This is a genomic window from Saccharothrix isguenensis (genome assembly GCF_052936305.1).
In genome coordinates this window covers 852,108-875,703 of the sequence record NZ_CP193626.1, presented here as the reverse complement: position 1 = coordinate 875,703, position 23,596 = coordinate 852,108, and the positions used below count along the sequence as shown (strand labels likewise).

Here is a 23,596-nt window from a genome sequence, read left to right as displayed (position 1 = left end):
ACCGTGTCGTGCCAAGGTCGCGAATGTTGCGCAGGTGTTAAAGCAGCCTCACGCCGCACTTCAGGGCGTTGTGTGCGTCACACACCGGCATATGCGAGGCTCGGACGCCGCGCGAAGACCCTGCGGCGCATGTAGAACCACCAGGTGGTGGCCATGCACAGGCCGTAGAACACGAGGAACGCGGTGAGCGCCGGGGCGAGCGTCTTGCTGCCCTCCAGCGAGAACTTGAAGACCAGGTTCACCAGCACGCCGCCGAACGCGCCGATCGCGCCCGCGATGCCGACCACCGCCGCGGCCTGCCGCTTCGCCGAGCGCACGTCGTCGGTCTGGGCGGCGAAGATGGCCGGGATCATCCGGTAGGTGGAGCCGTTGCCCACGCCGGCCAGCACGAACAGCGCGATGAACGAGCCGAAGAACAGCGCGAAGCTGCCGATCTCGATGCCGGCCAGCAGGCCGACCGTGCCGACCGCCAGGCCGAGGAACACGGCCATGGTGATCCGCGCGCCGCCGAACCGGTCCGACAGCCACCCGCCGAGCGGCCTGGTCACCGACCCGATGAGCGCGCCGAGGAACGCCAGCGCCACGAAGCCCTTGTACTCCACGAAGCTCAGCTTGATCAGCGACGGGAACGCGAACGAGAAGCCGATGAACGAGCCGAACGTGCCGATGTAGAGGAACGACATCACCCACGTGTGCTTGTTCGACATCGCCTTCTTGTACGACGAGCCGTCCGGCTTGGCCTGGGTGAGGCTGTCCATGAGGAACCACGCGCACGCGGCGGCGACCACGACGAACGGCATCCAGAACAGCGCCGCGTACGCCAGGTTGATGCCCGTGCCGAGGGAGATGACGATCGGCACGACCAGCTGCACCATCGCCACGCCGAGGTTGCCGCCGGCCGCGTTGAGCCCGAGCGCCAGGCCCTTCTTGCCCTCCGGGTAGAAGAACGAGATGTTCGCCATCGAGGACGAGAAGTTGCCGCCGCCGAAGCCCATCGCGGCCGACGTGAGCAGGAAGAACCAGTACGGCGTGGCGGGGTTGGTGACCGCGATCGCCAGCATCGTGCACGGGATCAGCAGCAGGCCCGCGCTGATCGTGGTCCACGCCCGCCCGCCGAACTTCGGCACCGCGAACGTGTACGGGATGCGCAGCACCGCGCCGACCAGGTTCGGCACGATCAGCAGCCAGAACGTCTGGCCGACGGTGAAGCCGAACCCGACGGAGCCGAGGCTCACCACGACGATGCTCATCAGGCTCCACACCGTGAAGCCCAGGTTCTCCGCCAGGATGGAGAAGATCAGGTTCTTGCGGGCCACCTTCCGACCGGTCGCCTCCCAGAACGACGGGTCCTCCGGCTCCCAGTTGTCGATCCACCGACCGCGGCGCTTCCCCTGCGGCATCACGCTCTCGGTCTCCACCACTGTGCTCATTGGACCCTCCCGGACACCGATTTCCCGTTGCCGGAACCGTAAGAACGGTCCGTTACCCCGACGTTCGGGCAGGTGTCGCCGCCGGCAACACCACCGCACATCACGCCGATTGCGGCTGTGAGGCCGCCAGCCAGTCGACGATCCCGCACACGGCGTCCTTGCAGCCGCCACATCCCGTGCTCGCCCGGGTGACCTCCGCGATCGCGGACGTGGTCGTCGCGCCACCCCTCCAGGCGCTGACGAGCTGCCCCTTGCTGACCGTGTTGCACCGGCACACCACGGCGGACGCGGGCAGGTCGGCCGGGCTGGCCTCGTTCTCGGCGGGCAGCGCACGGCCGAGCAGCAGCGCGAGCCGGTCGGTGGGCGCGGGCAGACCTCGGTCGAACAGCTGGGTGATGGCCGCCGCGGCGTCCGGCGCGCCGATCACGATCGCGCCCGTCACCTTGTCCCCGCGCAGCACGAGCTTCGCGTAGCGGCCGCGCGCCGGGTCCTGGAAGCACAGCACCTCGTCGTCCACCGAGTCGACGCCCACGTGGACGTCGCCCAGCGCGGCCAGGTCGACGTCACGGGCCTTCAGCCTGGTCACGACGGTCGTCCCGGCGTACCGGGCGGCCGGCGCGACGCCGGTGAGCCGGTCCGCGAGCACGGCGGCCTGCTCCCACGCGGGCTGGACCAGGCCGGACACCATGCCGACGTGCTGGGCGCAGTCGCCGATGGCGTGCACCCTGGGGTCGCTGGTGCGCAGCGCGTCGTCCACCAGGACGCCCCGGTCGACGTCGATGCCCGCCTGCTCGGCGAGCCCGGTCTCCGCGCGCACGCCCGCCGACACGACGACGAGGTCCGCCGGCGCGTGCGTGCCGTCGTTGAGCTCCAGCCCCTCGCCGGGCGTGTACTCGGTGGCCAGCACGCCGAGCCGGAACTCGATGCCCAGGCCCCGCAACGTGGTGGCCAGCACCCGGCCCGCGCCCGGGTCGAGCTGCCGCTCCATCAGGTGCCCGACCGGGTGCACGACCGTGACCAGGCAGCCCCGGCCGGCCAGACCGCGTGCGGCCTCCAGCCCGAGCAGCCCGCCGCCGAGCACCGCGACCGGCGTCCCCGGCGAGGCCTTCGCCACGATCCGGGCGCAGTCGTCCAGCGAGCGGAACGCCACCACACCGGACGCCAGGTCTCCGTTGCCGTCCAGCAGCCCGTCGGTCGGCGGCACCCACGACCGCGCGCCGGTGGCCAGCACCAGCGCGTCGTACGGCACCTCGTCGTCGTCCACGTGCACGACCCGCCGGGTCCGGTCGATCTTGGTGACCGAGCCGCCCAGCCGCAGGTCCACGTGGTGCCTGGCGGCCCAGTCCGGCTCGTGCAGCCGCACCGCCTCCGGCGTCAGCGACCCGGCCACCACGCTGGACAGCAGCACCCGGTTGTACGCGGGGTGCGGCTCGTCGCCCAGCACGGTCACCGCCACCCGTTCCGCCTTCGGGTCGCGGCGGCGGATCTCGTCGGCCAGCCGGGCGCCGGCCATGCCGTAGCCCACGATGACAACGTTCCTCATACCGACTCCAATCGGACCGCGCACACCTTGAACTCGGGCATCCGGCTCGTCGGGTCCAGCACCGGGTTGGTCAGCAGGTTCGCCCGGCCCTCGCCCGCGTAGTGGAAGGGCAGGAACACCACGTCGATCCGCATCGACGGCACGCAGCGCACCCGTGCCACGGTCCGGCCGCGCCGCGACACCACCGCGGCCAGGTGGCCGTGGCCCAGCCCCGCGCGGACGGCGGTGTCCGGGTGGACCTCCACGTACGCCTCGGGCTCGGCCTGGTTCAGCTCGCGCACCAGCCGGGTCTGCGCGCCGGACTGGTAGTGCTGGAGCACCCGGCCCGTGGTGGCCTGCAACGGGTAGTCGGCGTCCGGCGCCTCCGCCGGCCCCCGGTGCTCCACCGGGATGAACCGCGCCAGGCCGTCGGGGTGGGCGAAGCGGTCCAGGAAGTTGCGCGGGGTGCTCTCCTCGACCACCGGCCAGTGCAGCGCCTCCCCCCGACGCAGGCGCTCGTACGTGACGCCGGAGTAGTCCGCCAGGCCGCCCTCCGACGCCCGGCGCAGCTCCTCGAACACCACCTCGGGCTCGGTCGGGAACCGCTCGGCGGGCTGCCCGAGCCGGGTGGCGAGGCCCTGCATCACGTCGAGGTCGCTGCGCACGCCCTCGGGCGGCTCGACGGCCACCTGCCGGAGCAGGACGCGGCCTTCGAGGTTGGTCATCGTGCCGCTCTCCTCGGCCCACTGCGTGATCGGCAGCACGACGTCGGCGACCGCGGCCGTCTCGGACAGGACCAGGTCGGCCACCACCAGGAGGTCCAGCGCCTGGAGCCGATCGGCGACGTGCTGGGAGCGCGGCGCGGAGACGATCACGTTGCTGCCGAACACCAACAGCGCCTTCGGGCCGTCCGGCTGACCGAGGGCGTCGAGCAGCTCGTAGGCGGAACGACCCGGTCCGGGGAGGTCGTCCACCCCCCAGACGTGCTGGATGTGCTCGCGGGCCTCCGGGTCGTCGATCTTGCGGTAGCCGGGGAGCTGGTCGGCCTTCTGGCCGTGCTCGCGCCCGCCCTGGCCGTTGCCCTGGCCGGTGAGGCAGCCGTAGCCGGAGCCCTTCGTGCCGGGCAGGCCGAGCGCGAGCGCCAGGTTGATCCAGGCGGACACGGTGTCCGCGCCGCTGGCGTGCTGCTCCGTGCCGCGGCCGGTGAGGATGTAGGCGTTGCCCGCCTCGGCCAGGATGCGCACGGCGGCCCGCTGGTCGGCGACCGGCACGCCGGTGACCCGCTCCACCCGTTCCGGCCACCACGTCGCGGCGATGCGCCACGCGTCGTCGAAGCCGGTGGTGCGGTCCGCCAGATACCGCTTGTCCAGGTAGCCGTCCGCGACGGCGGTGTGCAGCAGGCCCAGCGCCAGCGCCAGATCCGTGCCGGGGGCGGGCTGGAGGTGCAGGGTCGCGAGCTCCGCGGTGGGGGTGCGGCGGGGGTCGATGACGATCAGCTCGGCGTTCCGCAGGTGTTGGACGAACGGCGGCATCGTCTCCGCGGGATTCCCGCCCACCACCAGGATCGCGCCCGCGTCGTCCAGGTCGGTGACCGGGAACGGCATCCCGCGGTCGAGCCCGAACGCCCTCATGCCCGCCGCCGCCGCGCTGGACATGCAGAACCGGCCGTTGTAGTCGATCTGCGAGGTGCCGAGCGCGACCCGGGCGAACTTGCCCAGCAGGTACGACTTCTCGTTGGTCAGCCCGCCGCCGCCGAACACGCCGACCGAGTCCGGACCGTGGACTTCCCTCAGCTCACGCAGCTTGTCCGCGACGAGGTCCAGCGCCTCGTCCCACGACGCCGGGCGCAGCTCGCCGTCGCGGCGGACCAGCGGTGTGGTCAGCCGCGCGGGCGACGTCAGCAGCTCCGCCGACGTCCACCCCTTCTGGCACAGGCCGCCGCGGTTGGTGGGGAACTCCCGCGGCGACACCCTGCCGTTGTCGATCGTCATCGCGCACTGGAGCGCGCAGTACGGGCAGTGCGTGTCGATTCTGGGGGAGTCGGTCACGCGTCCGACGGTAAGAACACCCTGTTAACGGCGGAACGCGTGATGTTTCGTCCGCGCGAACTTGACTGCTCAGCACGCCTGCGTCGAGGGTGAGGTCACAGCGACTCGACGACCCTGGCGGCCATCCGCTCCAGCCCGACAAGAGATTGTCTGCTCGAACGGGGGTGCAGGGCGTGGACCGCGAGGCGGAACAGGGTCGCCCGCAGGAGGATCTGCGGCCACTCCTCCAGGTGCGCCCAGCGCTGGAGGATGCCGTGATCCGCGCCACCCCAGGCGAGCGCGTCGACCACGACGACCGCCGCGCCGTACGTGCCGGGACGCCAGTAGGGGACGAAGTCGATGATCGCGGGGGCGGCGTCGCCGGCGAACAGGACGTTGCCGAACAGGTCGCCGTGCACCACTTGGGGCTTGAGCGCGACGGGCTTGCGGTAGGCCGCGCACAGCTCGAACAGCCGGCCGCCCAGGTCAGGGTCGAGGTCGGCCCTCTCCTCGTCCCACGCGCAGCGGTCGGCGGTGGCGAACAGGTCGGTGCGGGCGTCCAGGAACCGCGGCTTGGGCAGTTCGGCGGTCGCCCGGTGGAGCTTCACGGCGACGTCCACGACCTCGTCGTGCCTCGGCTCGGCCCGGCCGGACAGGTACTTGGTCGCCGCCCAGCCGCCGACGACGTACCGGCCGTCGGTGGACCTCAGCGGGCGGGCCACGCGCAGGTTCTCGACGTCGAGCGCGTCGAGGGTCTTGGCGACCCAGGTGGCCTCGGCCGGCTTGCCCGCCGGGCGGATGGCCGCGTCACCGCACCGCCAGACCGGGCCCCCGTCGATCAACTCCGGCTCGGCGTCCCGCGCGCCGAACGCAGCACGCACGTGCGACGGTGGCGGCTCCGGAGATGGGGTCACGCCGGCACGCTACCTGCACGAGGGCTTCCGTTGGTGGACCTCCGGCGCCGAAACGCGCGGTGTCCACGCATTTGGCCCAACCGCAATATTGCGGTCTGGGTTGGATGGCTGCTGCTCCGCGGACGGTTGCCCGGTCGCCTGGAAATCGACCTCGCGCCAGGGGGAAATTATGACCGACATCACTCATGCGGCGTTTGCGCTGGGGTTGCACCGCGAGCTGCCCGCCGGCAACCGGTTGCTGGTCGCCGTTCTCGGTGGCGGCGGCGCTGTGCAGCCGCTGCCGGCGCGGCGGGCGACGACACCGGGGCCGCGGTGGCCGAGGTGCTGCGCGCCGACGTCGAGCGGATGGCGAAGCTGCTCGCCATCGCGGCCGGCGAGGACGCCGTCACGTCGACCGACACCATGCGCGAAGGCCGCGTGGGTGGAGGAGTTCCCCGCCGAGGACACCCGTCCCCGCGAGTTCCGCGCACCCTCGGGCAAGCGGGTGGTGCCGACGATGCACCGGGTCGGAGCCTTCGGCCACACCGCGCGCCAGGGCCGGCAGGCCCTGCTCATCCCGTGCGACGAGGCGATGGACGTGGTCGCCCTCATGCCCGACGCACCACTGGCCACGGCGGAACTCGACGGGGAGACGTTCGCCGACCTGCTCACGGGCGCGCGGTTCACCGAGGTCGACCTGTACCTGCCCAAGGTGGACCTGACCGCCGCCTCCGAACTCGCCGCCCCGCTGCGCGCGCTCGGCGCCGGACCGCTGTTCGACTCGTGGCTGATGGTCGGGAAGGTGCTGCACCAGGCGACGCTCCGGGTCAACGAGCAAGGCGTCGAGGGTGCGGCGGCCACGGCGGTGATCGCCTTCATGGGGTCGCACGACCCGCGGGAGGCCCTGGTGGTGCGGTTCGACCGGCCGTTCCTGCTGGCCGTCCGCCACCGCAGGACCGGCCTGCTGCTGTTCCTGGCCGAGGTGAGCGAGCCGCAGGACGCACGACGCCGGGGCGGCCCGTGGAGGCGGCCCCGGCGTCTGGTGCGTGGATCAGTGCGTGGGATCAGTACGTCGGCAGCGAGGGGTCGACCTCGCGGGCCCAGGCGAGCACGCCGCCGCCCACGTGCACGGCGTCCTTGAACCCGGCCTTGTGCAGCGCGGCCAGCGCCTCCGCCGAACGGGCGCCGGACTTGCAGTGCAGCACGACCTGCTTGTCCTGCGGCAGCTCCGAGAGGGCCTCACCCGACAGGATGCGGTCCTTCGGGATGAGCACCGAGCCCGGGATCTTCACGATCTCGTACTCGTGCGGCTCGCGGACGTCCACCAGGAGGAAGTCCTCCCCGCCGTCCTGCTTCTGCTTCAGCTCCAGCGGCGTGATCGTGTTGCCCGCCGCGGCCTGCTGGGCGTCGTCCGACACCACACCGCAGAACGCGTCGTAGTCGATCAGCTCGGTGATCTTGATGCTCTCGGGGTCCTTGCGGATCTTGATCGTCCGGTAGGACATCTCCAGGGCGTCGTAGACCATGAGCCGGCCGAGCAGCGGGTCGCCGATGCCGGTCAGCAGCTTGATCGCCTCGGTCACCATGATCGAGCCGATCGACGCGCACAGCACGCCCAGCACGCCGCCCTCGGCGCACGACGGCACCATGCCGGGCGGCGGCGGCTCGGGGTAGAGGTCGCGGTAGTTCAGGCCCTGGCCGTTCGGCGCGTCCTCCCAGAACACGCTGACCTGGCCCTCGAACCGGAAGATCGAGCCCCACACGTACGGCTTGCCCAGCAGCACGGCCGCGTCGTTGACCAGGTACCGGGTGGCGAAGTTGTCCGTGCCGTCCAGGATGAGGTCGTAGTCGCGGAAGATGTCGAGCGCGTTCTCCGAGTTCAGGTGGGTCTGGTGCAGCACCACCTTCACGAACGGGTTGATCTCGGCCACCGAGTCCCGCGCCGACTCCGCCTTGGGCTTGCCGATGTCGGACTGGCCGTGGATGACCTGCCGCTGGAGGTTCGACTCGTCGACGATGTCGAAGTCGACCACGCCCAGCGTGCCGACACCCGCCGCGGCCAGGTACAGCAGGGCCGGACTGCCCAGCCCGCCCGCGCCGACGACCAGGACCTTCGCGTTCTTCAGCCGCTTCTGCCCGTCGACCCCGACATCCGGGATGATCAGGTGGCGGCTGTACCGCGCGACTTCCTCCTTGGTCAGCTCCGCTGCGGGCTCCACGAGCGGCGGAAGCGCCATCTGAGTCCTCCTCGACGAAACATGTCCTGTACAGACGGACAACGCCAGCCTGCCCGTCCGTCTTCCCCGATGGGAAGTCGTCCCACAGCGCGGGACGCGACCGTCTACTCGGGTGCGACCGGGAATGGATTCGGCTTGCACACCTTGCCGTCCGCCACCACGGCCGCGCGGTCGCCGCCGGGGACGGAGTTGAGCTGCGCGACGTAGTCGTTGGCCACGCCGAACGACTGCTGCATCATCACCGGGGCGAAGCCGCCCTCGACCGCGCAGCCCACGTGGCCGTTGCCGAGCGCGTGCCCGACCTCGTGGTTGATCGCGTAGGTGCGGTAGCCGCTGATGTCGTTGCCGTAGGCCTTCGCACCGCGCACCCAGCGGGCCGTGTTGATGATCACCCGGCCGCTCGACGGGTGCCAGCACGACGCCTCGAACTGGATCGAGAACCCGCACACCGCGTGGGCGGTGTTCGTCGTGGTGAGGGCGATGGTGAAGTCGACGTCGCCGCCCTCGACCCGCTGCAGGGCGGCCGTGCCGGTGCCGACCCAGCTGCGCGGGTCGGCCAGGAACCCGTCGATCGTCCGGGCGAACGCGTCGCGGTCGCCGCCGTAGTCGGACGGCTCGACGCCGTCCTCGACGGCGATGTCGTACCGGTACAGCTTCCCGGTGCCCACCTGCGGCGTGGTGCCCGGGACCACCGCGAACGTGCCCGCGCCCTGCTCGGAGAACTTCGGGCCGTCCGGCAGCTGCGCGGTCGGGAAGTTCGCCAGGTCGATCGCGGGCGGCGGCCTCTCGGTGGCCTCCGGAGGACCGGGGGTGGAGCTCGGCGCCGGTGCGCCGGAGGCGGCGTCGATCGGCCCGCCGGCCAACTCGTTGCCGGTCGTCGGCGCGGCCGTGTCCAGCACGACCAGCGCCGTGAGCACGAGGAGCACGGGAACGGCGTAGATCCGCCAGCCGTAGCTCGCGATCAGCCCGCGCATGCCCTTCTGGCGCTTGCGGTGCCTCGGACCGGCCGGTTCCCAGGACGCGGCCAGCGGCTCGGCGGCGGTGCGGCGCGCCCCGCGGCGGTAGCGGTCTTCGGACAGCGGCGGCCGGTCATCAGCGGACGGCGGCGCGTCACGCTCGCCCTGCGACGTCCGGTTCACGCCGACCAGGGTGCCACAACCACACCCGTGCGGCGGATTCCAGGTGACCCACGCGTCAGCGAGCAGCCGATCCGGTGCGCCTCACCGACCGTCACCACTCCTGCCGCTCGACCGCCTCCCACATGCCCAGCACGGCACGGGCCACCGACACCGGCCGCTCCATCTGCGCCACGTGCCCGGTGCGCGGCAGCACGAGCAGCCGCCCGCGCGGGATCAGCCGGGCCACCCTGGGCGCCTTGCGCACGCTGACCAGTCGATCCTCGGTCCCCCAGACGACCAGCGTCGGCGCGGTGATCTTCGGCGGCAGCAGCCACATCGACTTGGACCGCGGCACCAGCCAGGTGCGGATCAGGTCGACCGTGCTGCGGCTCAGCGCGTTGCCCGCCCACGCCTGCGCGGACCGCTCGGTGTACTCGCGGTCACTCTGCGCGATGCGGTGCTCCGGCACCGAGTGCGGCTCCGCGAAGCACAGCCGGAGCATCTGGTGAGTCCGCTCACGCGGCGTCACGGCGGCCAGCTGCTCCTGCACCCGCTGCCCGACGACCGGCAGGAACGCCAGCGGCAGCCGCCGGTCCGACACCCGGCGCAGGCTCGGCCGCAGGTCCGGCACGGCGGGCGAGACCAGGGTCAGGGTGCGCACCAGGTCGGGGCGGGCGGAGGCGACCATCAGCGTGATCGCGCCGCCCATGGAGTTGCCGAACAGGTGCACCGGGCCGGGGCCGAGCGACTCGATGTACTCGATCACGACACGTGCGTGCGTGGCCATCCGGAAGTCGTAGCCGTCGACCGGCTCGGACCGGCCGAACCCCGGCAGGTCCAGCGCGTGCCCGTCGACGTGCTCGCGCAGCTGCGCGGACAGGTCCGTCCAGTTGGTCGACGAACCACCCAGTCCGTGCACGTAGACGGCGGTGGAGTCGGCCGGACCGGGCGTGCGCCGGACGTGCAGGCCGTGCCCGGCGATCTCGACGCAGTCACCAGGCCACGGTTCGATCGTTGTGTCGAGCGGAGGTAGCGGGGCGGTGGACAGGGGCACGTGGGTGATGGCGGTTCTGCGCGCCTCCAACGTCTCGGTCACGCCTCAAGGATGCCTGCACAGGCGTCCTACGAAACGGGAAGCTTTCCCGGAACGCTGCTACCAGCGAGTAAGGTTGCCGACGAGCCGTGAGGGCAACCCCTTTCCGGTTCCGTGATGAGTTGGTTGGCTGGAGGCACCATGACGGAGACGGCCCAGACTGCGGTCGGGCACCACGGCGGCGCGGCGGGGCGGGGTGTACGGCTGCCACGCACCGCTCGACGTGCCCAGTTGCTGGCCGCGGCGCAGGACGTGTTCGTGACCAACGGCTACCACGCCGCCGCGATGGACGAGATCGCCGAGCGCGCGGGGGTCAGCAAGCCGGTGCTCTACCAGCACTTCCCCGGCAAGCTGGAGCTGTACATGGCGCTGCTGGAGTCCCACGTGGACGAGCTGGTGAACCGCGTGCGCGGTGCGCTGGCGTCCACGACGGACAACAAGCAGCGGGTGAAGGCCGCCGTCGCCGCGTTCTACGACTTCGTGGACGGCGAGGGCCAGGCGTTCCGGATGGTGTTCGAGTCGGACCTGCGCGGCGAGCCCGCGGTGGCGCGCGCGGTCGAGCGCGCGACGACGGACAGCGTCGAGGCCATCACCGACACGATCACCGCCGACGCCGGCCTGGACGAGCACCGGGCCCGGCTGCTCGCGGTCGGCTTGGTCGGGTTGTCGCAGGTCACGGCACGTGCGTGGCTCGCGGACGACCGTCAGCTCGCCAAGGAGGACGCGGTCGCCCTGATCTCGAACCTCGCCTGGCGCGGCATCGGCGGCGGCTTCCCGCTCCAGCACCCGGAGCACCAGGCCGAACCCCGGTCCGAGTTCGAGCCGGAGTCCCAGTCGGAGCACCAGCCCGAGTCCCGGCCCTAGTCCCGGCACCGAGCACGCGAAGTGGGGGCCGTCCCCGACGGCGACCCCCACTTCGTCGTCACAGCAGTGCCCGTACGTGCGCTGCGACCTCGTCCGCCCTCTCGAAGGGCAGCATGTGGCCGGCGCCCGGGTAGAGCACCAGCTCGGCGTGCGGCAGTTCTTCGGCGAGCACCCTGGCGTGCCGCAACGGCGTGAGCCGGTCCTCCGTGCCCGCCAGCACCACCGCCGGGACGCGGGCGAACTCGGCCAGCGCCTTGCGCCGGTCGTGCTCGTTCAGCGAGTCGCGGAACCCGACCATGCTCACCGGGTGGCACCGGCCGACCATCGCGGCCGTCGACGCGACGTGCCGCCACGACGGCCGCTTGCCGAACAGCAGCCACCGCAGTCCCGGTCTGGCGACCCCGGTCCGGCGCAGCAGCTCCGCCCGCCGCAGCCGGGCGATCCGCCGGTTCACCGCCTTCTCCCCCACCATGAACGCCCGCCCGACGACAGGGGGCAGCCCCAGCGTCGACCCGGCGAGCTCACCCGAAGTCGTGGCGACCAGGACGACGCCGGCGACGCGGTCGAGCAGCGAGGGGTGCTGCTCGGCCAACGCCATGATCGTCATGCCGCCCATCGAGTGCCCGACCAGCACGATCCGCCCCGTGGGCACCCGTGCCGCGATCACCTCGGCAAGGTCGTCGGCACACCGCGCGATGGTGGCCGACCCGACCGGCGCGGGCCCCGACCCGCCGTGACCGCGGTGGTCGTACCGCAGCACCCGACCCGGCAGCCCGGGGGCGACCAGGTCCCACGACGTGTGGTCCAGCGTCCAGCCGTGCAGCAGCACGGTCGTCAGCTCCGCGTCGCGCGGCCCGGTGTCCACGACGTGCAGCGCCGTGCCGTCCGACGTCACGAACCGCCGGTCCGCCGCCCACGGCGGGTCCGCCCGGCTCACCCGAGCAGGAACGACCGGCGCCATGCGTGCATCCCCGGCTTCCCGATGAGGTCCACCTCGTCCAGGAACTTCATGATCCGCTCGCCCGACCAGCGGATCGTCTCCCGCCAGTTCGGGTTCGTCACCGCCGCCCTGTACGCCTCGGCCTTGTCCAGCCCGACGGCCGCGTAGACCTCCGGGTTGACGATCGACCGGGTGATGAACATCGACGTCGTCGCGATGAGCCACCGCTGGTAGGCCATCTCCTTCTTGGTCAGCTTCGCCATGCCCCGGACGACCTCCTCCCGGGCGAACCGCACGTGCCGCGCCTCTTCCAGCACGTGGATCCGGTTGACCATCCGCACCAGCGGCTGCACGGTCTCGTCCACCATCGCCTCGCGCTGCAACCGGTCCAGGACTTCCTCGGCGACCAGGATCGACCCGTACAGCGCGGGCCCGTAGCCGATCACCGGGAGCAGTTTGCCGAGGTGGTAGACGCGCCGGCCGGGTCCGTACGGCGGGCAGCCGATCCGTTCGACCATCCGCGCGAACATCGTGGAGTGCCGGCACTCGTCGGCGATCTCGGTCAGCGCGTACTGCGCGTGCTTGGTCGTCGGGTCCGAGCGGTAGACCTCCTTCAGCAGCATCTGCATCAGCAGGATCTCGAACCACAGGCCGACGCTGGCGATGCTGGCGACCTCGTGCCGCGACAGGTCGATCCGCTGCTCCGGGCTCATCCGGTCCCACAGTTCGGTGCCGTAGAGCGAGCACCGGTGCTCGGGGGTGTACCGCAGGCCGTCCACCAGAGGCGCGGACCAGTCGATGTCCACCTCCGGGTCGTAGAACTTGTCGGCGGAGGAGTTGAGCAGGCGTTCGGCGGTCTTCTCACGATCCGCGACCTTCGAGGTCCTGGTCATCGGGTCCCTCCCCGGGTTCGGTATGTGTAACTTGAGGTAACGGTTACTTCTGGTAGCGTGCGTGACATGGCTCGAACTGTCAAGGGCGGCACGGACGCACGCCGCGAGCGGTGGAAGGGCCACCGCGAGGCGCGGCGCGCCGAGTTCGTGGAGGCCACCATCCGCGCGGTCGCCAAGCACGGCCCGGACGTAGGCATGGACGAGATCGCCGCCGAGGCGGGCGTCAGCAAGCCGGTGCTGTACCGGCACTTCGCCGACAAGTCCGACCTGTACCTCGCGGTCGGGCAGCGCGGCACCGAGACGCTGATGGACCGCCTCGGCCCCGCGATCGCCGAGGACGGCCCCCTCCGCGTCCGGATCAAGCGCATCGTCGACGCGTACCTGTCCGTGATCGAGGAGCACCCCAACCTGTACCGGTTCGTGGTGCGCAAGTCGTTCACCGACCGGCCGGTCGAGCAGGACGTGGTCGACCAGGACAAGCAGCTCATCGCGGCGGCCCTGGCCCGGCTGCTCGGCGACTACCTGCGCGGGTTCGGGATGGACTCCGGCGGCGCCGAGCCGTGGGCGCACGCGCTGGTCGGCATGGTGCAGAACGCGGGCGACTGGTGGCTGGACCGGCAGTCGATGACGCGGGCGAGCCTGAGCGGCTACCTCACCACGATCATCTGGCACGCCCTCGACGGCCTGCTCCGCTCCGCCGGCGTGGAACTCGACCCGGACGCGCCGCTGACCACGGACTTCCCGGGAGCGGACCTCCTGGACGAACCCCGCCTGCGGCTCGTCGGCGCCGAAGCCGACGTCAAGCCCGATGACAACACCGAGGAGGCCTGATGTCCGAGGAGCACCACGAGGACGGGTACACGGGCAGCGCCGTGCTGGTGTTCGACGAGCGGGAGGTGCCGGTGGACGTCGAGCTGCGCGGCTACTTCCAGCCCATCGACGGCCGCTACCACTGGTACGGCCGGGTCGGCGCCAACGACCAGGTCACCGAGCTGGTGGAGGGCGGTGCGCGGACGGCGCTGCTGCGCACGCCCGACGGCACGGCGACCGGGTCGCTGACCGACCCCGACCCCTGGCGGCGCTACCGGGTGGCGGGGACCTCGACCCCGCCGTTCACGGTCGGCTGACCACGGACGAGAAATGCGGAAGGGGCACCCGATCGGGTGCCCCTTCTCGTGTTCCGGAGCCGCGCCCGCCCAGTCACCGGACCGGTCGCCGGGACGCTCAGTCGCCGGAGATGAAACCGACCCGCCGGGCGTCGCTCGGACCGATCTCCACGTACGCGATGCGCGCCGCGGGCACCACGTAGCGGGCGCCCTTCTGGTCGACCAGCACGAGCTGGCCCGTGCCCGCCTTCAGCGCGTCCGCGACCTGCGACTCGACCTCTTCGGGGGTGAGCCCGCTGGACACCACGAGCTCCCGCGGGCTGTCCGCGATCCCGACCCTGACCTCCACGCTGACCTCCGTGCGGCGTTGAATGCTTTCGAAGCCCAACCCTAGCCGAGCCCGAGCACCGTCATGCGCCTCGTGTGGCTCTGCTGGAGCCGGCGGAACAGCGCCGCGATACCCGCCAGGTCACCCGAGCCGCGCACGATCAGCTCGGCCAGCCCGTCCCGCTCCGCCACCACGTACTGGGCCTGCGTCAACGCCTCGCCGAGCAGCCGGCGACCCCACAGCGTGAGCCGGTCGCGCAACGTCGGGTCGGCGGCGCAGGCGGCCCGGACTTCGCGCTCGGCGAACGCGGAGTGGCCCGTGTCCGCCAGCACCGCGAGCACCAGCTCCCTGGTCGGCTCGTCCAGCCACTCCGCGACCTCGCGGTAGAAGTCGGCCGCCAGCGCGTCCCCGACGTACGCCTTGACCAGCGACTCCGACCACGAGCGCGGCGCGGTGGAGGCGTGGAACGCGTCGAACCCCGCGGCGAACGGCCGCATGGCCTCCTCCAGCGAGTGACCGCGGTCGGCCAGGTACCGCTCCAGCAGCGCGTAGTGCCCGATCTCGGCCGCCGCCATCTGCGCCAACGCGGCCCGCCCCGCCAGCGTGGGAGCGCTGCGCGCGTCCTCGGCCATCCGGTCGAACGCCGACAGCTCGCCGTACGCGAGCGCGCCCAGCAGGTCCACGATGCCCTCGGCCAGAGGGCCTTCCCCACCCACCTCGACCACCTGACCCGCCGCTCGATCCACTCCTGGGTCGCTCATGCGCACGAGCCTAGTCGCGTGTCGTGCGCTACACCCCAGGCACGCGAAACCGCAGTCGACCTCTCGTTCCAGCACGATCGGACCAAGCGGCGGGTAGACTTGGTAGTTGACGCCCGTGCGCGGCGCGGCCCAATGGGGGCTCGCAGCGGTGCCGAAGGCTGAACTGCGGCGGCACCGTGCCGCCAGGAGAGGGTGCGCGCATACCTCGCTGGCCCTCCCGCGACACCCGCCCGGCCCCTTGCGACGGCCGAGTGGCGGTGGACGCGGTCGAGCGGCCCGTACAGGCCGTGCGCGCTGGTACGAGAGAGGCGATCACCCTGACCGCGACGAACGAAGAGACCCATATCGACCCGGTGGCCTTGGAGCACAGCGAGGCGGGTGTGCCCGCGGAGGACACCTCGCACCCGCTCGTGGCCGACGCCCCGGTCAAGAACGAATCGCCCACGTTCGCCGAGCTGGGTGTGCGCGAGGAGATCGTGCGCTCCCTGGCCGAGGCGGGCATCCACCGCACGTTCGCGATCCAGGAGCTGACCCTGCCGCTGGCGCTGGCCGGCGACGACGTCATCGGCCAGGCCCGCACCGGCATGGGCAAGACCCTGGGTTTCGGCGTCCCGCTGCTCCAGCGGATCATCGTCCCCGGTGACGGCACGCCGCAGGCGCTCGTCGTCGTCCCGACGCGTGAGCTGTGCCTCCAGGTCACCCACGACCTGACCGACGCGGCGAAGCACCTCAACGTGCGCGTGCTGGCCATCTACGGCGGCCGGCCGTACGAGCCGCAGATCGCGGCGCTCCGCAAGGGCGTCGACGTGGTCGTCGGCACGCCGGGCCGGTTGCTGGACCTGGCCGAGCAGCGCCACCTGGTGCTCGGCAAGGTGCGCAACCTGGTGCTGGACGAGGCCGACGAGATGTTGGACCTGGGCTTCCTGCCGGACATCGAGCGGATCCTCCGCATGGTGCCGGACGAGCGGCAGACCATGCTGTTCTCGGCGACCATGCCGGGGCCGATCATCACGCTGGCGCGGACGTTCCTGAACCAGCCCACGCACGTGCGGGCCGAGGAGAACGACGCGGGCGCGATCCACGAGCGCACCGAGCAGTTCGTCTACCGGGCGCACGCGCTCGACAAGCTGGAGCTGCTGGCGCGCGCGTTGCAGGCCCGCGAGCGCGGTCTGTCCATGGTCTTCACCCGCACCAAGCGCACCGCGCAGAAGGTGGCGGACGACCTGGTCGAGCGCGGCTTCGCGGCGGCGGCGGTGCACGGCGACCTCGGGCAGGGCGCGCGTGAGCAGGCGCTGCGGGCGTTCCGCTCGGGCAAGATCGACGTGCTGGTGGCCACCGACGTGGCGGCCCGCGGCATCGACGTCGAGGGCGTCACGCACGTGATCAACTACCAGTGCCCCGAGGACGAGAAGACGTACGTGCACCGCATCGGCCGCACGGGTCGCGCGGGGCGCACGGGTGTCGCGGTCACGCTGGTGGACTGGGACGAGATGCCGCGCTGGAAGCTGATCAGCGACACGCTCAACCTGGGCAAGCCGGAGCCGGTGGAGACGTACTCGACGTCGGACCACCTGTTCGCGGAGCTGGACATCCCCTCGGGTTCGACCGGTCGGCTGCCGATGGGCCAGCGCACGCGCGCGGGCCTGGACGCCGAGCCGGAGGAGAACCTCAAGGGCGACAAGAAGACGCGCAAGCGCAAGCGCACCGGCAGGGCAGGCGGAGACGCCGCGCCGGCGCCGGAGACGAGTTCCAGCGCGGGCAGCAGTAGCAGCACCACGGGCTCCGGTTCGGGCGAGGAAGGCGGCACCCGTCCGCGCCGTCGCCGCCGCAGCCGTGCGGGTGTCGCGCCGGTCGAGGGTGGGCAGACGTCCGAGGCGTCGGCCGAGGTGACCGCCGGTGCGCCGGCCTCCACCGAGTCGGCGTCTTCGGTGCCGTCGGCGGAGGGCGACCGTCCCCGCAGGCGCAGGCGCAGGCGCACGACGGGCGACGGCGACCCGGGCGAGTCCGCTTCCGCCGAGTAGGGCAGCACCGAGCAGGGCGGCCGAGCGGGGAAGACAATGTACGGAAACGCTGTTCTCGTACCTCGGTTGGAACGAGGCGCCCCGAACCACCCCGAAGCCCCCTGGAACGCCCCACCCAGCGGGACAGCACCAGGGACCACGGGACCAGGACACGGGCGACGGTGAACGCCCTGCCCGACGCCCTGCCGGGCGCGGACCGACGTGACGCCAGGCCGGGCGGGATCCGCCGCCAGGCCGGGCGTGGCCGGGTGCCAGGCCCGGCGCTTGGTCCGACGCCGGTCCAGCTGCGGCCGGATGCCAGTTCAGGCGCGAACCTGCCGCCGCCTCACACCGACCTCTTCCCCGTGGTGGCAGCATGTCGCCAGACGAACGCGATAGATCACCGACCATCGGGAGCCGGGCAGTGGGCCAGCCGGAGCAGGCGGAGTCGAACGGGCAGGTCGTGCTGGACGAGGACGTCCTGGCGGAGCCCGTCGACCCGCAGGACGACGACACCCCGGAACCGCTGCCGGCCCGGTCGTGGCGCACCAGGGGCGATTTCATCGGCGTGGCCCTGGTCGTGGTCGGGACGCTGGTCGCGAGCCTGGTCCTGTGGTTCACCGGCGACGCCCACAACACCATCAGCCAGACCGGCCCGACCGAGGTCAGCCCGCTGATCCCGGTCACCGCCATGCCGCCGTCGCTGTCCGAGAGCTGGCGCGCCCCCAGCGACGTGACACCCGTCCCGGTGAACCTCGACTCGGTCGTGGTCACGGGCGAGGGCGGCGAGGTCGTCGGCCGCGACGCGCTGAGCGGCGAGGTCCGCTGGCGCTACGCCCGCGACTGGCCCCTGTGCACCGTCACCACGGCCTGGGGCCGGGTGTTCGCGGTGCACCGCAAGGACACCAACTGCTCCGAGGTCACCACCCTCGAAATCGGCTCCGGCAAGCGCGGCCCGCAGCGCAACGGCGACGCCGAACTCGGCACCCGCCTGCTGAACGAGGGCTCGCACGTCCTCACCACCGGCGAGAAGTTCGTCGAGGTCTACCGCCGCGACGACCTGGTCCGTTCCCTGGAGTACGGCACCCTGCGGGCCATCGTCAACCCGAACAAGCAGCCCCGCACCGGCTGCACGTACGGCTCGTTCGCGGTCACCGGCGGCAAGATCGCGCTGATCGAGCGCTGCCCCGAGCTGGACCCGTCCGACCGGATCACGGTGCTCAAGCCGAACCCGGAGAAGGCCGACGAACCGCAGGTCATCACCACCACGATCGTCGGCGAGAAGGGCAGCCGGGTGATCGCGGTGACGGCAACGCGGGTCGCCGTGGCCGTGCCGGGCCGGATCGTGGTCTTCGACGCCGACACCGGCGCCCTGGTGGCGGACTACCCGGTCGACGTCAGCGCCGACGAACTCGCGGGCGACCCACCCGGCCGGGTGGTGTCGACCTTCACCAGCACCGCGAACGTCTACTGGTTCACCGGCTCGAAGACGATCGCGCTGTCGCCGGTCGAGCTGAACCCGCTCTGGACCGTGGACGGCACCCGCGGTCCGGGCACCACGCTCGCCGGCCACCTCCTGCTGCCGGTCGCGGACGGCCTCAAGGTGCTCGACCAGCTCACCGGCCAGGAAGTCGGCGCGATCCCGGTCGACCGCGGCGGCTACACCGGGCCGATCGGGATGGCCACCGAAGGCCCGATCGTGCTGGAGCAGCGCGGCGACACGCTCGTCGCCCTGCGCTGAAGCCGAAGGCCCCAAGGCCCCGGATGCCCCGAAGACCGCGAGAGCGGTGAACAGCGCGCAACCACCGCGGTGAGGCTTCAGCGCCGGCGCGGCCGGTGGGGCAGACTGCGAGACGTGCACTCGCAGTTCAGCCCCCATCGCGCGGACCGCGTGGACCTGCCCGGCCGGCACGGCCCGATCGCGGCCCTCCGCGCGCCCGCCGCCGGACGTGACCTCGGCGCCACCGCGCTGCTCGTGCCCGGCTACACCGGGTCCAAAGAGGACTTCGCGCCGCTGGTCGACCCGATCGCCGACGCCGGGATCGAGGTCGTCGCCGTCGACCTGCCCGGCCAGTACGAATCGGTCGGCCCGACGGCGCAATCCGACTACCGCCCCGCCGTCCTCGGCACGGTGATCGCCGACCTGGTCGCGAAGCTGACCACCGAAGGTCGGCGCGTGCTGCTGCTGGGTCACTCGTTCGGTGGATTGGTCGCCCGCGGCGCGGTGCTGGCCGGTGCGCCGGTGTCGGGGCTGACGCTCCTCTCGTCCGGTCCGTCCGAGCTGCCGCCGGGCGGACGCCGCACCGCCCTCGACTACGGCGAGATGGTGCTCCGCGAACAAGGCGTCGAAGCGTCGCAGCAGGTCAACGAGGCGCGCCAGGCGCTGAACCCGCGCTGGCAGGTCATCCCGCAGGAGCTCAAGGACTTCTACCACGAACGGTTCGTCCGCTCGTCCCCCGTCGGCCTGCTGGGCATGGGGGAGGCGTTGCGCACCGAACCCGACCTGGTCGCCAAGCTGGCGCGCGTCGCGCGCTCGTCCGGCATCCCCTGCCTCGTGGTGTGCGGCGAGTTCGACGACGCCTGGTCGGCGGCGAGCCAGCGGGACATGGCCGAACGCCTCGACGCCGACTTCGCCGTGCTGTCCGGCGTCATGCACTCGCCGAACACCGAGGCCCCGGACGCACTGCTGGCCACGCTCCTGCCGACCTGGCGCGCCTGGTTGAGCTGAGCCGCCGGCTAGCGCGGGGTCACGCCCACCAGAACACCCACAGCGTCACGGCCGTCAGCAGCACGACCACCAGGCCGCACACCGCCACCAGCCAGCCCTTGCGGCGGTCGGCGATCACCTGGGCCACCACCGCCGCGACGGCCGCCACCACGTGCCCCACCACCACGCCGAAGCCGGGGCCGGGCAGGTCGCGGGTGCCGGCGTAGACCTGCACGCCGATCATCGCCAACGCCAGCAGCACCAAGCCGACGGCCAGGGCGCCGCTGACGCCTCGCCACAGCCTCGCCAGGCGCGGTTCGGGTCTGCTGTCCACGATCGTCACCCGCCCAACTCTACGGCGCGAGCAACGACCAAGGGTCGATCGCCGGCGACGCCCGCTGACCCTCCGGGCACGAACGGCGGAAGTCGCACCACGTGCACTGGTTGCCGGTGCGCGGCGGGAACAGGATCTCCCGGTCACCGCCCGCGGCGAGGGTGTCGGTGGCCAACGCCAACTCGTCCGCCGCCTCCTCCGCCCGCGCCACGTGCCGCGCCAGGCTCTCCTCGGTGTGCTCCCACACCGCCACCGAGCCCGACGGCAGGTGGTGCAGCTCCACCCGGTTGCACGGCTTGCGCAACGTCCGCCGCGCGGCCAGCGCGTACAGCGCCAACGCCTGCGAACCCCGCGCGTCGTCCACGGTCAGCGCGTGCCGACCGGTCTTGTAGTCGACGATCACCAGCTCGCCGTCGCGCAGGTCGATCCGGTCGACCCGGCCCTCGGCGACGATCTTGGACGTGGGCGTGGACACCCACCGCTCGATGCCGACCGGCTCGATCGACGTGTCGATCCCGGTGACGTAGTCGCGCACCCACCCGACCGCCCGGTCGCGGTAGACGCCCGCCTGCTCGGCGTCCTTGAAGCCCTCGTTCTTCCACTGCCGGTGCAGCAGCGCCACGGCCTGCTCCGGGGTGCGCCGCTGGACGGGCAGGTCGAACAGCGCCTTCAACGCGTTGTGCACCACCGCGCCGAGGGTGTTGTGCGCCCACGCCCCACCGCGCGGCGGCGACGGCCGGTCCAGGTAGGCCATGCGAAACCGACGCGGGCAGTCGGCCCACGTGGCGAGCTTCGCCGGCGTCACCCGCACCAGCTTCTTCGGCATCGCGCCGAAGTCGAACCCCAACTGCTCCTGCACGACCCCAACGCTACTCAGGGGGTCCGACAGTGTTGGAGGCCGCTGCTCCGCAGACGGCGGCTCGGTCGCCTGGAAGTCGACCGCTCGGGTCTGGTTTTCCGACGATCGGAGGGCGTGATCGCCGGAAAACCAGACCCGAACGATCGACGCGACCTCGCGGGTGGCGCCGCGTCCGATCACGCCTCATGGGTCGCGTCGATCGTTCGACTGCCGGCGACCGACTCTTCGTCTGCGGAGCAGCGGCCGTCCGACACACTCAGCCGACGATCACCTTGCAGCCGGTCGCCCTGTCGGCGATGGCCTCCAAGACCTCCGGTGACGTGGTCTCCGCGCCGAGCCGCACCGTCTTGTTCGTGCCGTGGTAGTCGCTGGACCCGGTGGTCAGCAGGCCCAGCTCCCCCGCCAGCCCGCGCAACCGGACCCGCGTCTCCGCGTCGTGATCGGGGTGGTCCACCTCGACCCCGGCCAGTCCCAGGCCCGCCAGCTCCGCCACCACCTCGTCGGTGACGATCGGCCCCCGGGACAGCGCGAAGGGGTGCGCGAGCACCGTCACCCCGCCTGCCTCGGTGATCATCTCGATGGCCCGCGCCACGGGCGTGTCGGTCCGCGGCACGTAGTACCGGCCGCCGGTCAGGTACCGGGCGAACGCCTCGTTCACCGTGGTCACCACACCGGCCCTGATCAGCGCCATGGCGAGGTGCGGACGTCCGGCGGGCGCGTCGGCCGGCATGGACGCCATCAGCTCGTCCGGGTCGATCGGGAATCCGTCGGCGACCATCCGCTCGGCCATCCGGCGCAGCCGGTGCCGTCGTTCGAGGCGCAGCCGCAACTGCTCCTCCACCAACGCGGGCGAGGTGTGGTCGTACAGGTAGGCGAGCAGGTGGACGGTGATGACCCGGCCCCGGCCGTCGTCGGACGCGCAGGACAGCTCCGCGCCACGCACCAGCTTCAAGCCGGGTGGCAGCGCGTCGGCCGCCTCCGCCCAGCCGGCGGCGGTGTCGTGGTCGGTGAGCGCGATCGCGCCCAAGCCGGCGGCGGCGGCAGCCGTCACCAGCTCCGCGGGCGTGTCGGTGCCGTCGGACTCGGTCGAGTGGGTGTGCAGGTCGATGCGCACCCCGCCAGTCTCTACTACGACACACCGCCCACTACGGCAGCCGCCTCACGGCACCATCTTCTTGCCGCGCGCCGCCCGCTGCGCCTTGATCATCGAGAACCGCTCGGCCTGCGCCTTCTTGTCGCCGAAGGTCAGCTCCGAGATGGCGTCGTAGACCTCCTCGGGGTTCGGCAGGTACTCGATCCGGTTCAACGCCTGGATCTGACCGGCCGACTCCACGACCAGGGTGCCGAAGCCGAACATGCGCCCGAGCACCGTGCGCTCGTAGGTCAGGTCGGTGACCTTGCTGATCGGCATCATGGCGACCCTGGTCTCGAACACCCCCGAGGAGATCATGAACCGCTTGTCGGTGACGACGATCCGCTCCACCCACCACTCCATGACGAAGTAGGCCAGCCTGAGCAGCACGAACAGCGAGGCGTACCAGAGGATGTTCTGGATGATGCCCGCGTTGTCCGGCAGCAGGTACGAGATCATCATCGCGCCGGCCAGCAGTGCGCCTGCTTCGAGGAGATCCCAGAGCAGACTGCTCCAGTGCCTGCGTACCCGGATGACCCGACGCTCCGTGGGGAGCAGGTACTCGTCGGGGTCACGTGGTGCGAACATGCCTGCGACCTCTCGCCGTGGGGGAGGAGTCGGGCGACTCAGAACAATTGTTTCACGAAGGTGATGAGCGCCTCAGCGGCCGTCCGGAGGGTGCCCAGGATGTTCTGCACGAGTTGGGCCGCCTGCTGAGGTTCCGCGATGAGGAAGAACAGGACCAAGCCGACCCCGGCGAAAGTGAGAATCTTCTTCAGATTCACGGTGATCAACTCCCGTTCGCTACCGCACCCGTTTGGCGCCAGTGAAAACCGTTGTACCGCACTCCGCGACACGTCGGGAGATTTGTACCGCACTTGGGTCAGCGTGCTGCACCGCCAACCCGGTGTGACTACGCTTCGTAACTGTGACGGCCGAACGGGAACCCGCGATCCGCTGTGTCGGGGGCATCGTGCATGACTCGAACGGGCGACTACTGCTCGTGCGTCGCAGCAATCCCCCAGGTGAGGGACTATGGTCGTTGCCGGGCGGCCGAGTTGAGCACGGCGAGTCCGACGAGACCGCAATTGTGCGGGAACTCCTGGAGGAAACAGGACTCTCCGTGACCGTCGGGGCGTTGATCGGCACCGTCACCCGTCCGGCGCCACGCGGTCGCTACGAGATCCGCGACTACGCCTGCCAGGTGCGATCCGGCGTCCTCCGGGCGGGGGACGACGCATCGGATGCCTGCTGGGCCGACGCTGCGATCTTGGCCACACTTCCACTGGTCGAGATGCTCCACGACACCCTCAGGGCGTGGGACCAGCTCCCCCGGAGCTGATCGACTTCGC

The 23,596-nt window shown here is 71.6% G+C and carries 24 protein-coding genes; 8 read left to right on the top strand and 16 right to left on the bottom strand.

Annotated elements, in window-relative coordinates; translation table 11 throughout:
* Positions 1-77: 77 nt before the first annotated feature.
* The 4 genes from ACRAKI_RS04375 to ACRAKI_RS04360 form a co-directional block, all read right to left on the bottom strand.
* Positions 78-1,430, bottom strand: a complete 1,353-nt coding sequence (locus tag ACRAKI_RS04375) for an MFS transporter (protein ID WP_447005760.1) — start codon at positions 1,428-1,430, stop codon at positions 78-80.
* Between the two features lie 100 nt (positions 1,431-1,530).
* The gene (locus tag ACRAKI_RS04370) at positions 1,531-2,973 is read right to left on the bottom strand and encodes an FAD-dependent oxidoreductase (RefSeq protein ID WP_447005759.1); all 1,443 of its coding nucleotides are present in this window, start codon (positions 2,971-2,973) and stop codon (positions 1,531-1,533) included.
* Complete coding sequence (locus tag ACRAKI_RS04365) at positions 2,970-4,943, bottom strand: molybdopterin oxidoreductase family protein (RefSeq protein ID WP_447008331.1); 1,974 nt, start codon at positions 4,941-4,943, stop codon at positions 2,970-2,972. Before ACRAKI_RS04365 ends, ACRAKI_RS04370 begins: the two co-directional genes overlap by 4 nt.
* 152 nt (positions 4,944-5,095) lie before the next feature.
* Positions 5,096-5,893, bottom strand: coding sequence for a TIGR02569 family protein (locus ACRAKI_RS04360; protein ID WP_447005758.1), 798 nt, complete (start codon positions 5,891-5,893; stop codon positions 5,096-5,098).
* A 421-nt stretch (positions 5,894-6,314) separates the two neighbouring features.
* On the opposite strand from ACRAKI_RS04360, the gene ACRAKI_RS04355 reads away from it, so the two are divergent.
* Positions 6,315-7,013, top strand: coding sequence for a serpin family protein (locus ACRAKI_RS04355; protein WP_447005757.1), 699 nt, complete (start codon positions 6,315-6,317; stop codon positions 7,011-7,013).
* On the opposite strand, the gene moeZ is transcribed toward ACRAKI_RS04355, so the two are convergent.
* The 3 genes from moeZ to ACRAKI_RS04340 form a co-directional block, all read right to left on the bottom strand.
* Entirely contained in the window at positions 6,937-8,109 is a 1,173-nt protein-coding gene (gene moeZ / locus ACRAKI_RS04350; RefSeq protein ID WP_447005756.1) for an adenylyltransferase/sulfurtransferase MoeZ, read from the bottom strand. The two genes, ACRAKI_RS04355 and moeZ, sit on opposite strands and share 77 nt — an antisense overlap.
* A 104-nt stretch (positions 8,110-8,213) precedes the next feature.
* Entirely contained in the window at positions 8,214-9,248 is a 1,035-nt protein-coding gene (locus ACRAKI_RS04345) for a DUF3152 domain-containing protein (RefSeq protein ID WP_447005755.1), read from the bottom strand.
* A gap of 91 nt (positions 9,249-9,339) precedes the next feature.
* Positions 9,340-10,323 (bottom strand): alpha/beta fold hydrolase, encoded by a 984-nt coding sequence (locus ACRAKI_RS04340; RefSeq protein ID WP_447005754.1) that lies wholly within the window; start codon positions 10,321-10,323, stop codon positions 9,340-9,342.
* A gap of 138 nt (positions 10,324-10,461) precedes the next feature.
* Here ACRAKI_RS04340 and ACRAKI_RS04335 point away from each other — a divergent pair, with 138 nt between their 5' ends.
* Complete coding sequence (locus ACRAKI_RS04335) at positions 10,462-11,184, top strand: TetR/AcrR family transcriptional regulator (protein ID WP_447005753.1); 723 nt, start codon at positions 10,462-10,464, stop codon at positions 11,182-11,184.
* 58 nt (positions 11,185-11,242) lie between these two features.
* Here ACRAKI_RS04335 and ACRAKI_RS04330 read toward each other — a convergent pair whose 3' ends face one another.
* Positions 11,243-12,145: an alpha/beta fold hydrolase gene (locus tag ACRAKI_RS04330; protein WP_447005752.1), complete on the bottom strand. Its 903-nt coding sequence runs from the start codon at positions 12,143-12,145 to the stop codon at positions 11,243-11,245.
* Positions 12,118-13,017 (bottom strand): AurF N-oxygenase family protein, encoded by a 900-nt coding sequence (locus ACRAKI_RS04325; RefSeq protein WP_447005751.1) that lies wholly within the window; start codon positions 13,015-13,017, stop codon positions 12,118-12,120. Before ACRAKI_RS04325 ends, ACRAKI_RS04330 begins: the two co-directional genes overlap by 28 nt.
* A 66-nt stretch (positions 13,018-13,083) precedes the next feature.
* Here ACRAKI_RS04325 and ACRAKI_RS04320 point away from each other — a divergent pair, with 66 nt between their 5' ends.
* A complete protein-coding gene (locus tag ACRAKI_RS04320; RefSeq protein ID WP_447005750.1) occupies positions 13,084-13,848 on the top strand; it encodes a TetR/AcrR family transcriptional regulator in 765 nt (254 codons plus the stop codon).
* The gene (locus tag ACRAKI_RS04315; protein WP_447005749.1) at positions 13,848-14,144 is read left to right on the top strand and encodes a DUF4873 domain-containing protein; all 297 of its coding nucleotides are present in this window, start codon (positions 13,848-13,850) and stop codon (positions 14,142-14,144) included. The genes ACRAKI_RS04320 and ACRAKI_RS04315 overlap by 1 nt, the downstream gene beginning before the upstream one ends.
* A 97-nt stretch (positions 14,145-14,241) precedes the next feature.
* Here ACRAKI_RS04315 and ACRAKI_RS04310 read toward each other — a convergent pair whose 3' ends face one another.
* Both ACRAKI_RS04310 and ACRAKI_RS04305 read right to left on the bottom strand, forming a co-directional pair.
* Positions 14,242-14,472, bottom strand: coding sequence for a DUF3107 domain-containing protein (locus ACRAKI_RS04310; protein ID WP_447005748.1), 231 nt, complete (start codon positions 14,470-14,472; stop codon positions 14,242-14,244).
* A 41-nt stretch (positions 14,473-14,513) separates the two neighbouring features.
* Positions 14,514-15,212 carry a ferritin-like fold-containing protein gene (locus ACRAKI_RS04305; protein WP_447005747.1) on the bottom strand — a complete coding sequence of 233 codons (699 nt, stop codon included), beginning with the start codon at positions 15,210-15,212 and terminating at the stop codon, positions 14,514-14,516.
* A 353-nt stretch (positions 15,213-15,565) separates the two neighbouring features.
* On the opposite strand from ACRAKI_RS04305, the gene ACRAKI_RS04300 reads away from it, so the two are divergent.
* From ACRAKI_RS04300 to ACRAKI_RS04290, 3 genes are all read left to right on the top strand, one after another.
* The gene (locus tag ACRAKI_RS04300) at positions 15,566-17,233 is read left to right on the top strand and encodes a DEAD/DEAH box helicase (RefSeq protein ID WP_447008330.1); all 1,668 of its coding nucleotides are present in this window, start codon (positions 15,566-15,568) and stop codon (positions 17,231-17,233) included.
* Between the two features lie 403 nt (positions 17,234-17,636).
* Positions 17,637-18,953 carry an Rv3212 family protein gene (locus ACRAKI_RS04295; RefSeq protein WP_447005746.1) on the top strand — a complete coding sequence of 439 codons (1,317 nt, stop codon included), beginning with the start codon at positions 17,637-17,639 and terminating at the stop codon, positions 18,951-18,953.
* A gap of 114 nt (positions 18,954-19,067) precedes the next feature.
* On the top strand, positions 19,068-19,940 hold the full coding sequence (locus tag ACRAKI_RS04290; protein WP_447005745.1) for an alpha/beta fold hydrolase: 873 nt from the start codon (positions 19,068-19,070) through the stop codon (positions 19,938-19,940).
* Between the two features lie 19 nt (positions 19,941-19,959).
* On the opposite strand, the gene ACRAKI_RS04285 is transcribed toward ACRAKI_RS04290, so the two are convergent.
* From ACRAKI_RS04285 to ACRAKI_RS04265, 5 genes are all read right to left on the bottom strand, one after another.
* Complete coding sequence (locus ACRAKI_RS04285; RefSeq protein WP_447005744.1) at positions 19,960-20,262, bottom strand: hypothetical protein; 303 nt, start codon at positions 20,260-20,262, stop codon at positions 19,960-19,962.
* Positions 20,263-20,272: 10 nt separating this feature from the next.
* Entirely contained in the window at positions 20,273-21,112 is an 840-nt protein-coding gene (locus ACRAKI_RS04280) for a RecB family exonuclease (RefSeq protein ID WP_447005743.1), read from the bottom strand.
* Between the two features lie 256 nt (positions 21,113-21,368).
* Positions 21,369-22,226, bottom strand: a complete 858-nt coding sequence (locus ACRAKI_RS04275; RefSeq protein ID WP_447005742.1) for a PHP domain-containing protein — start codon at positions 22,224-22,226, stop codon at positions 21,369-21,371.
* Between the two features lie 45 nt (positions 22,227-22,271).
* Entirely contained in the window at positions 22,272-22,832 is a 561-nt protein-coding gene (locus ACRAKI_RS04270; protein WP_447005741.1) for a PH domain-containing protein, read from the bottom strand.
* A gap of 38 nt (positions 22,833-22,870) precedes the next feature.
* Entirely contained in the window at positions 22,871-23,029 is a 159-nt protein-coding gene (locus ACRAKI_RS04265; RefSeq protein ID WP_360453817.1) for a hypothetical protein, read from the bottom strand.
* A 143-nt stretch (positions 23,030-23,172) separates the two neighbouring features.
* Between ACRAKI_RS04265 and ACRAKI_RS04260 the strand changes: the two genes are divergently transcribed.
* Complete coding sequence (locus tag ACRAKI_RS04260; RefSeq protein ID WP_447005740.1) at positions 23,173-23,586, top strand: NUDIX hydrolase; 414 nt, start codon at positions 23,173-23,175, stop codon at positions 23,584-23,586.
* Positions 23,587-23,596: the final 10 nt, after the last annotated feature.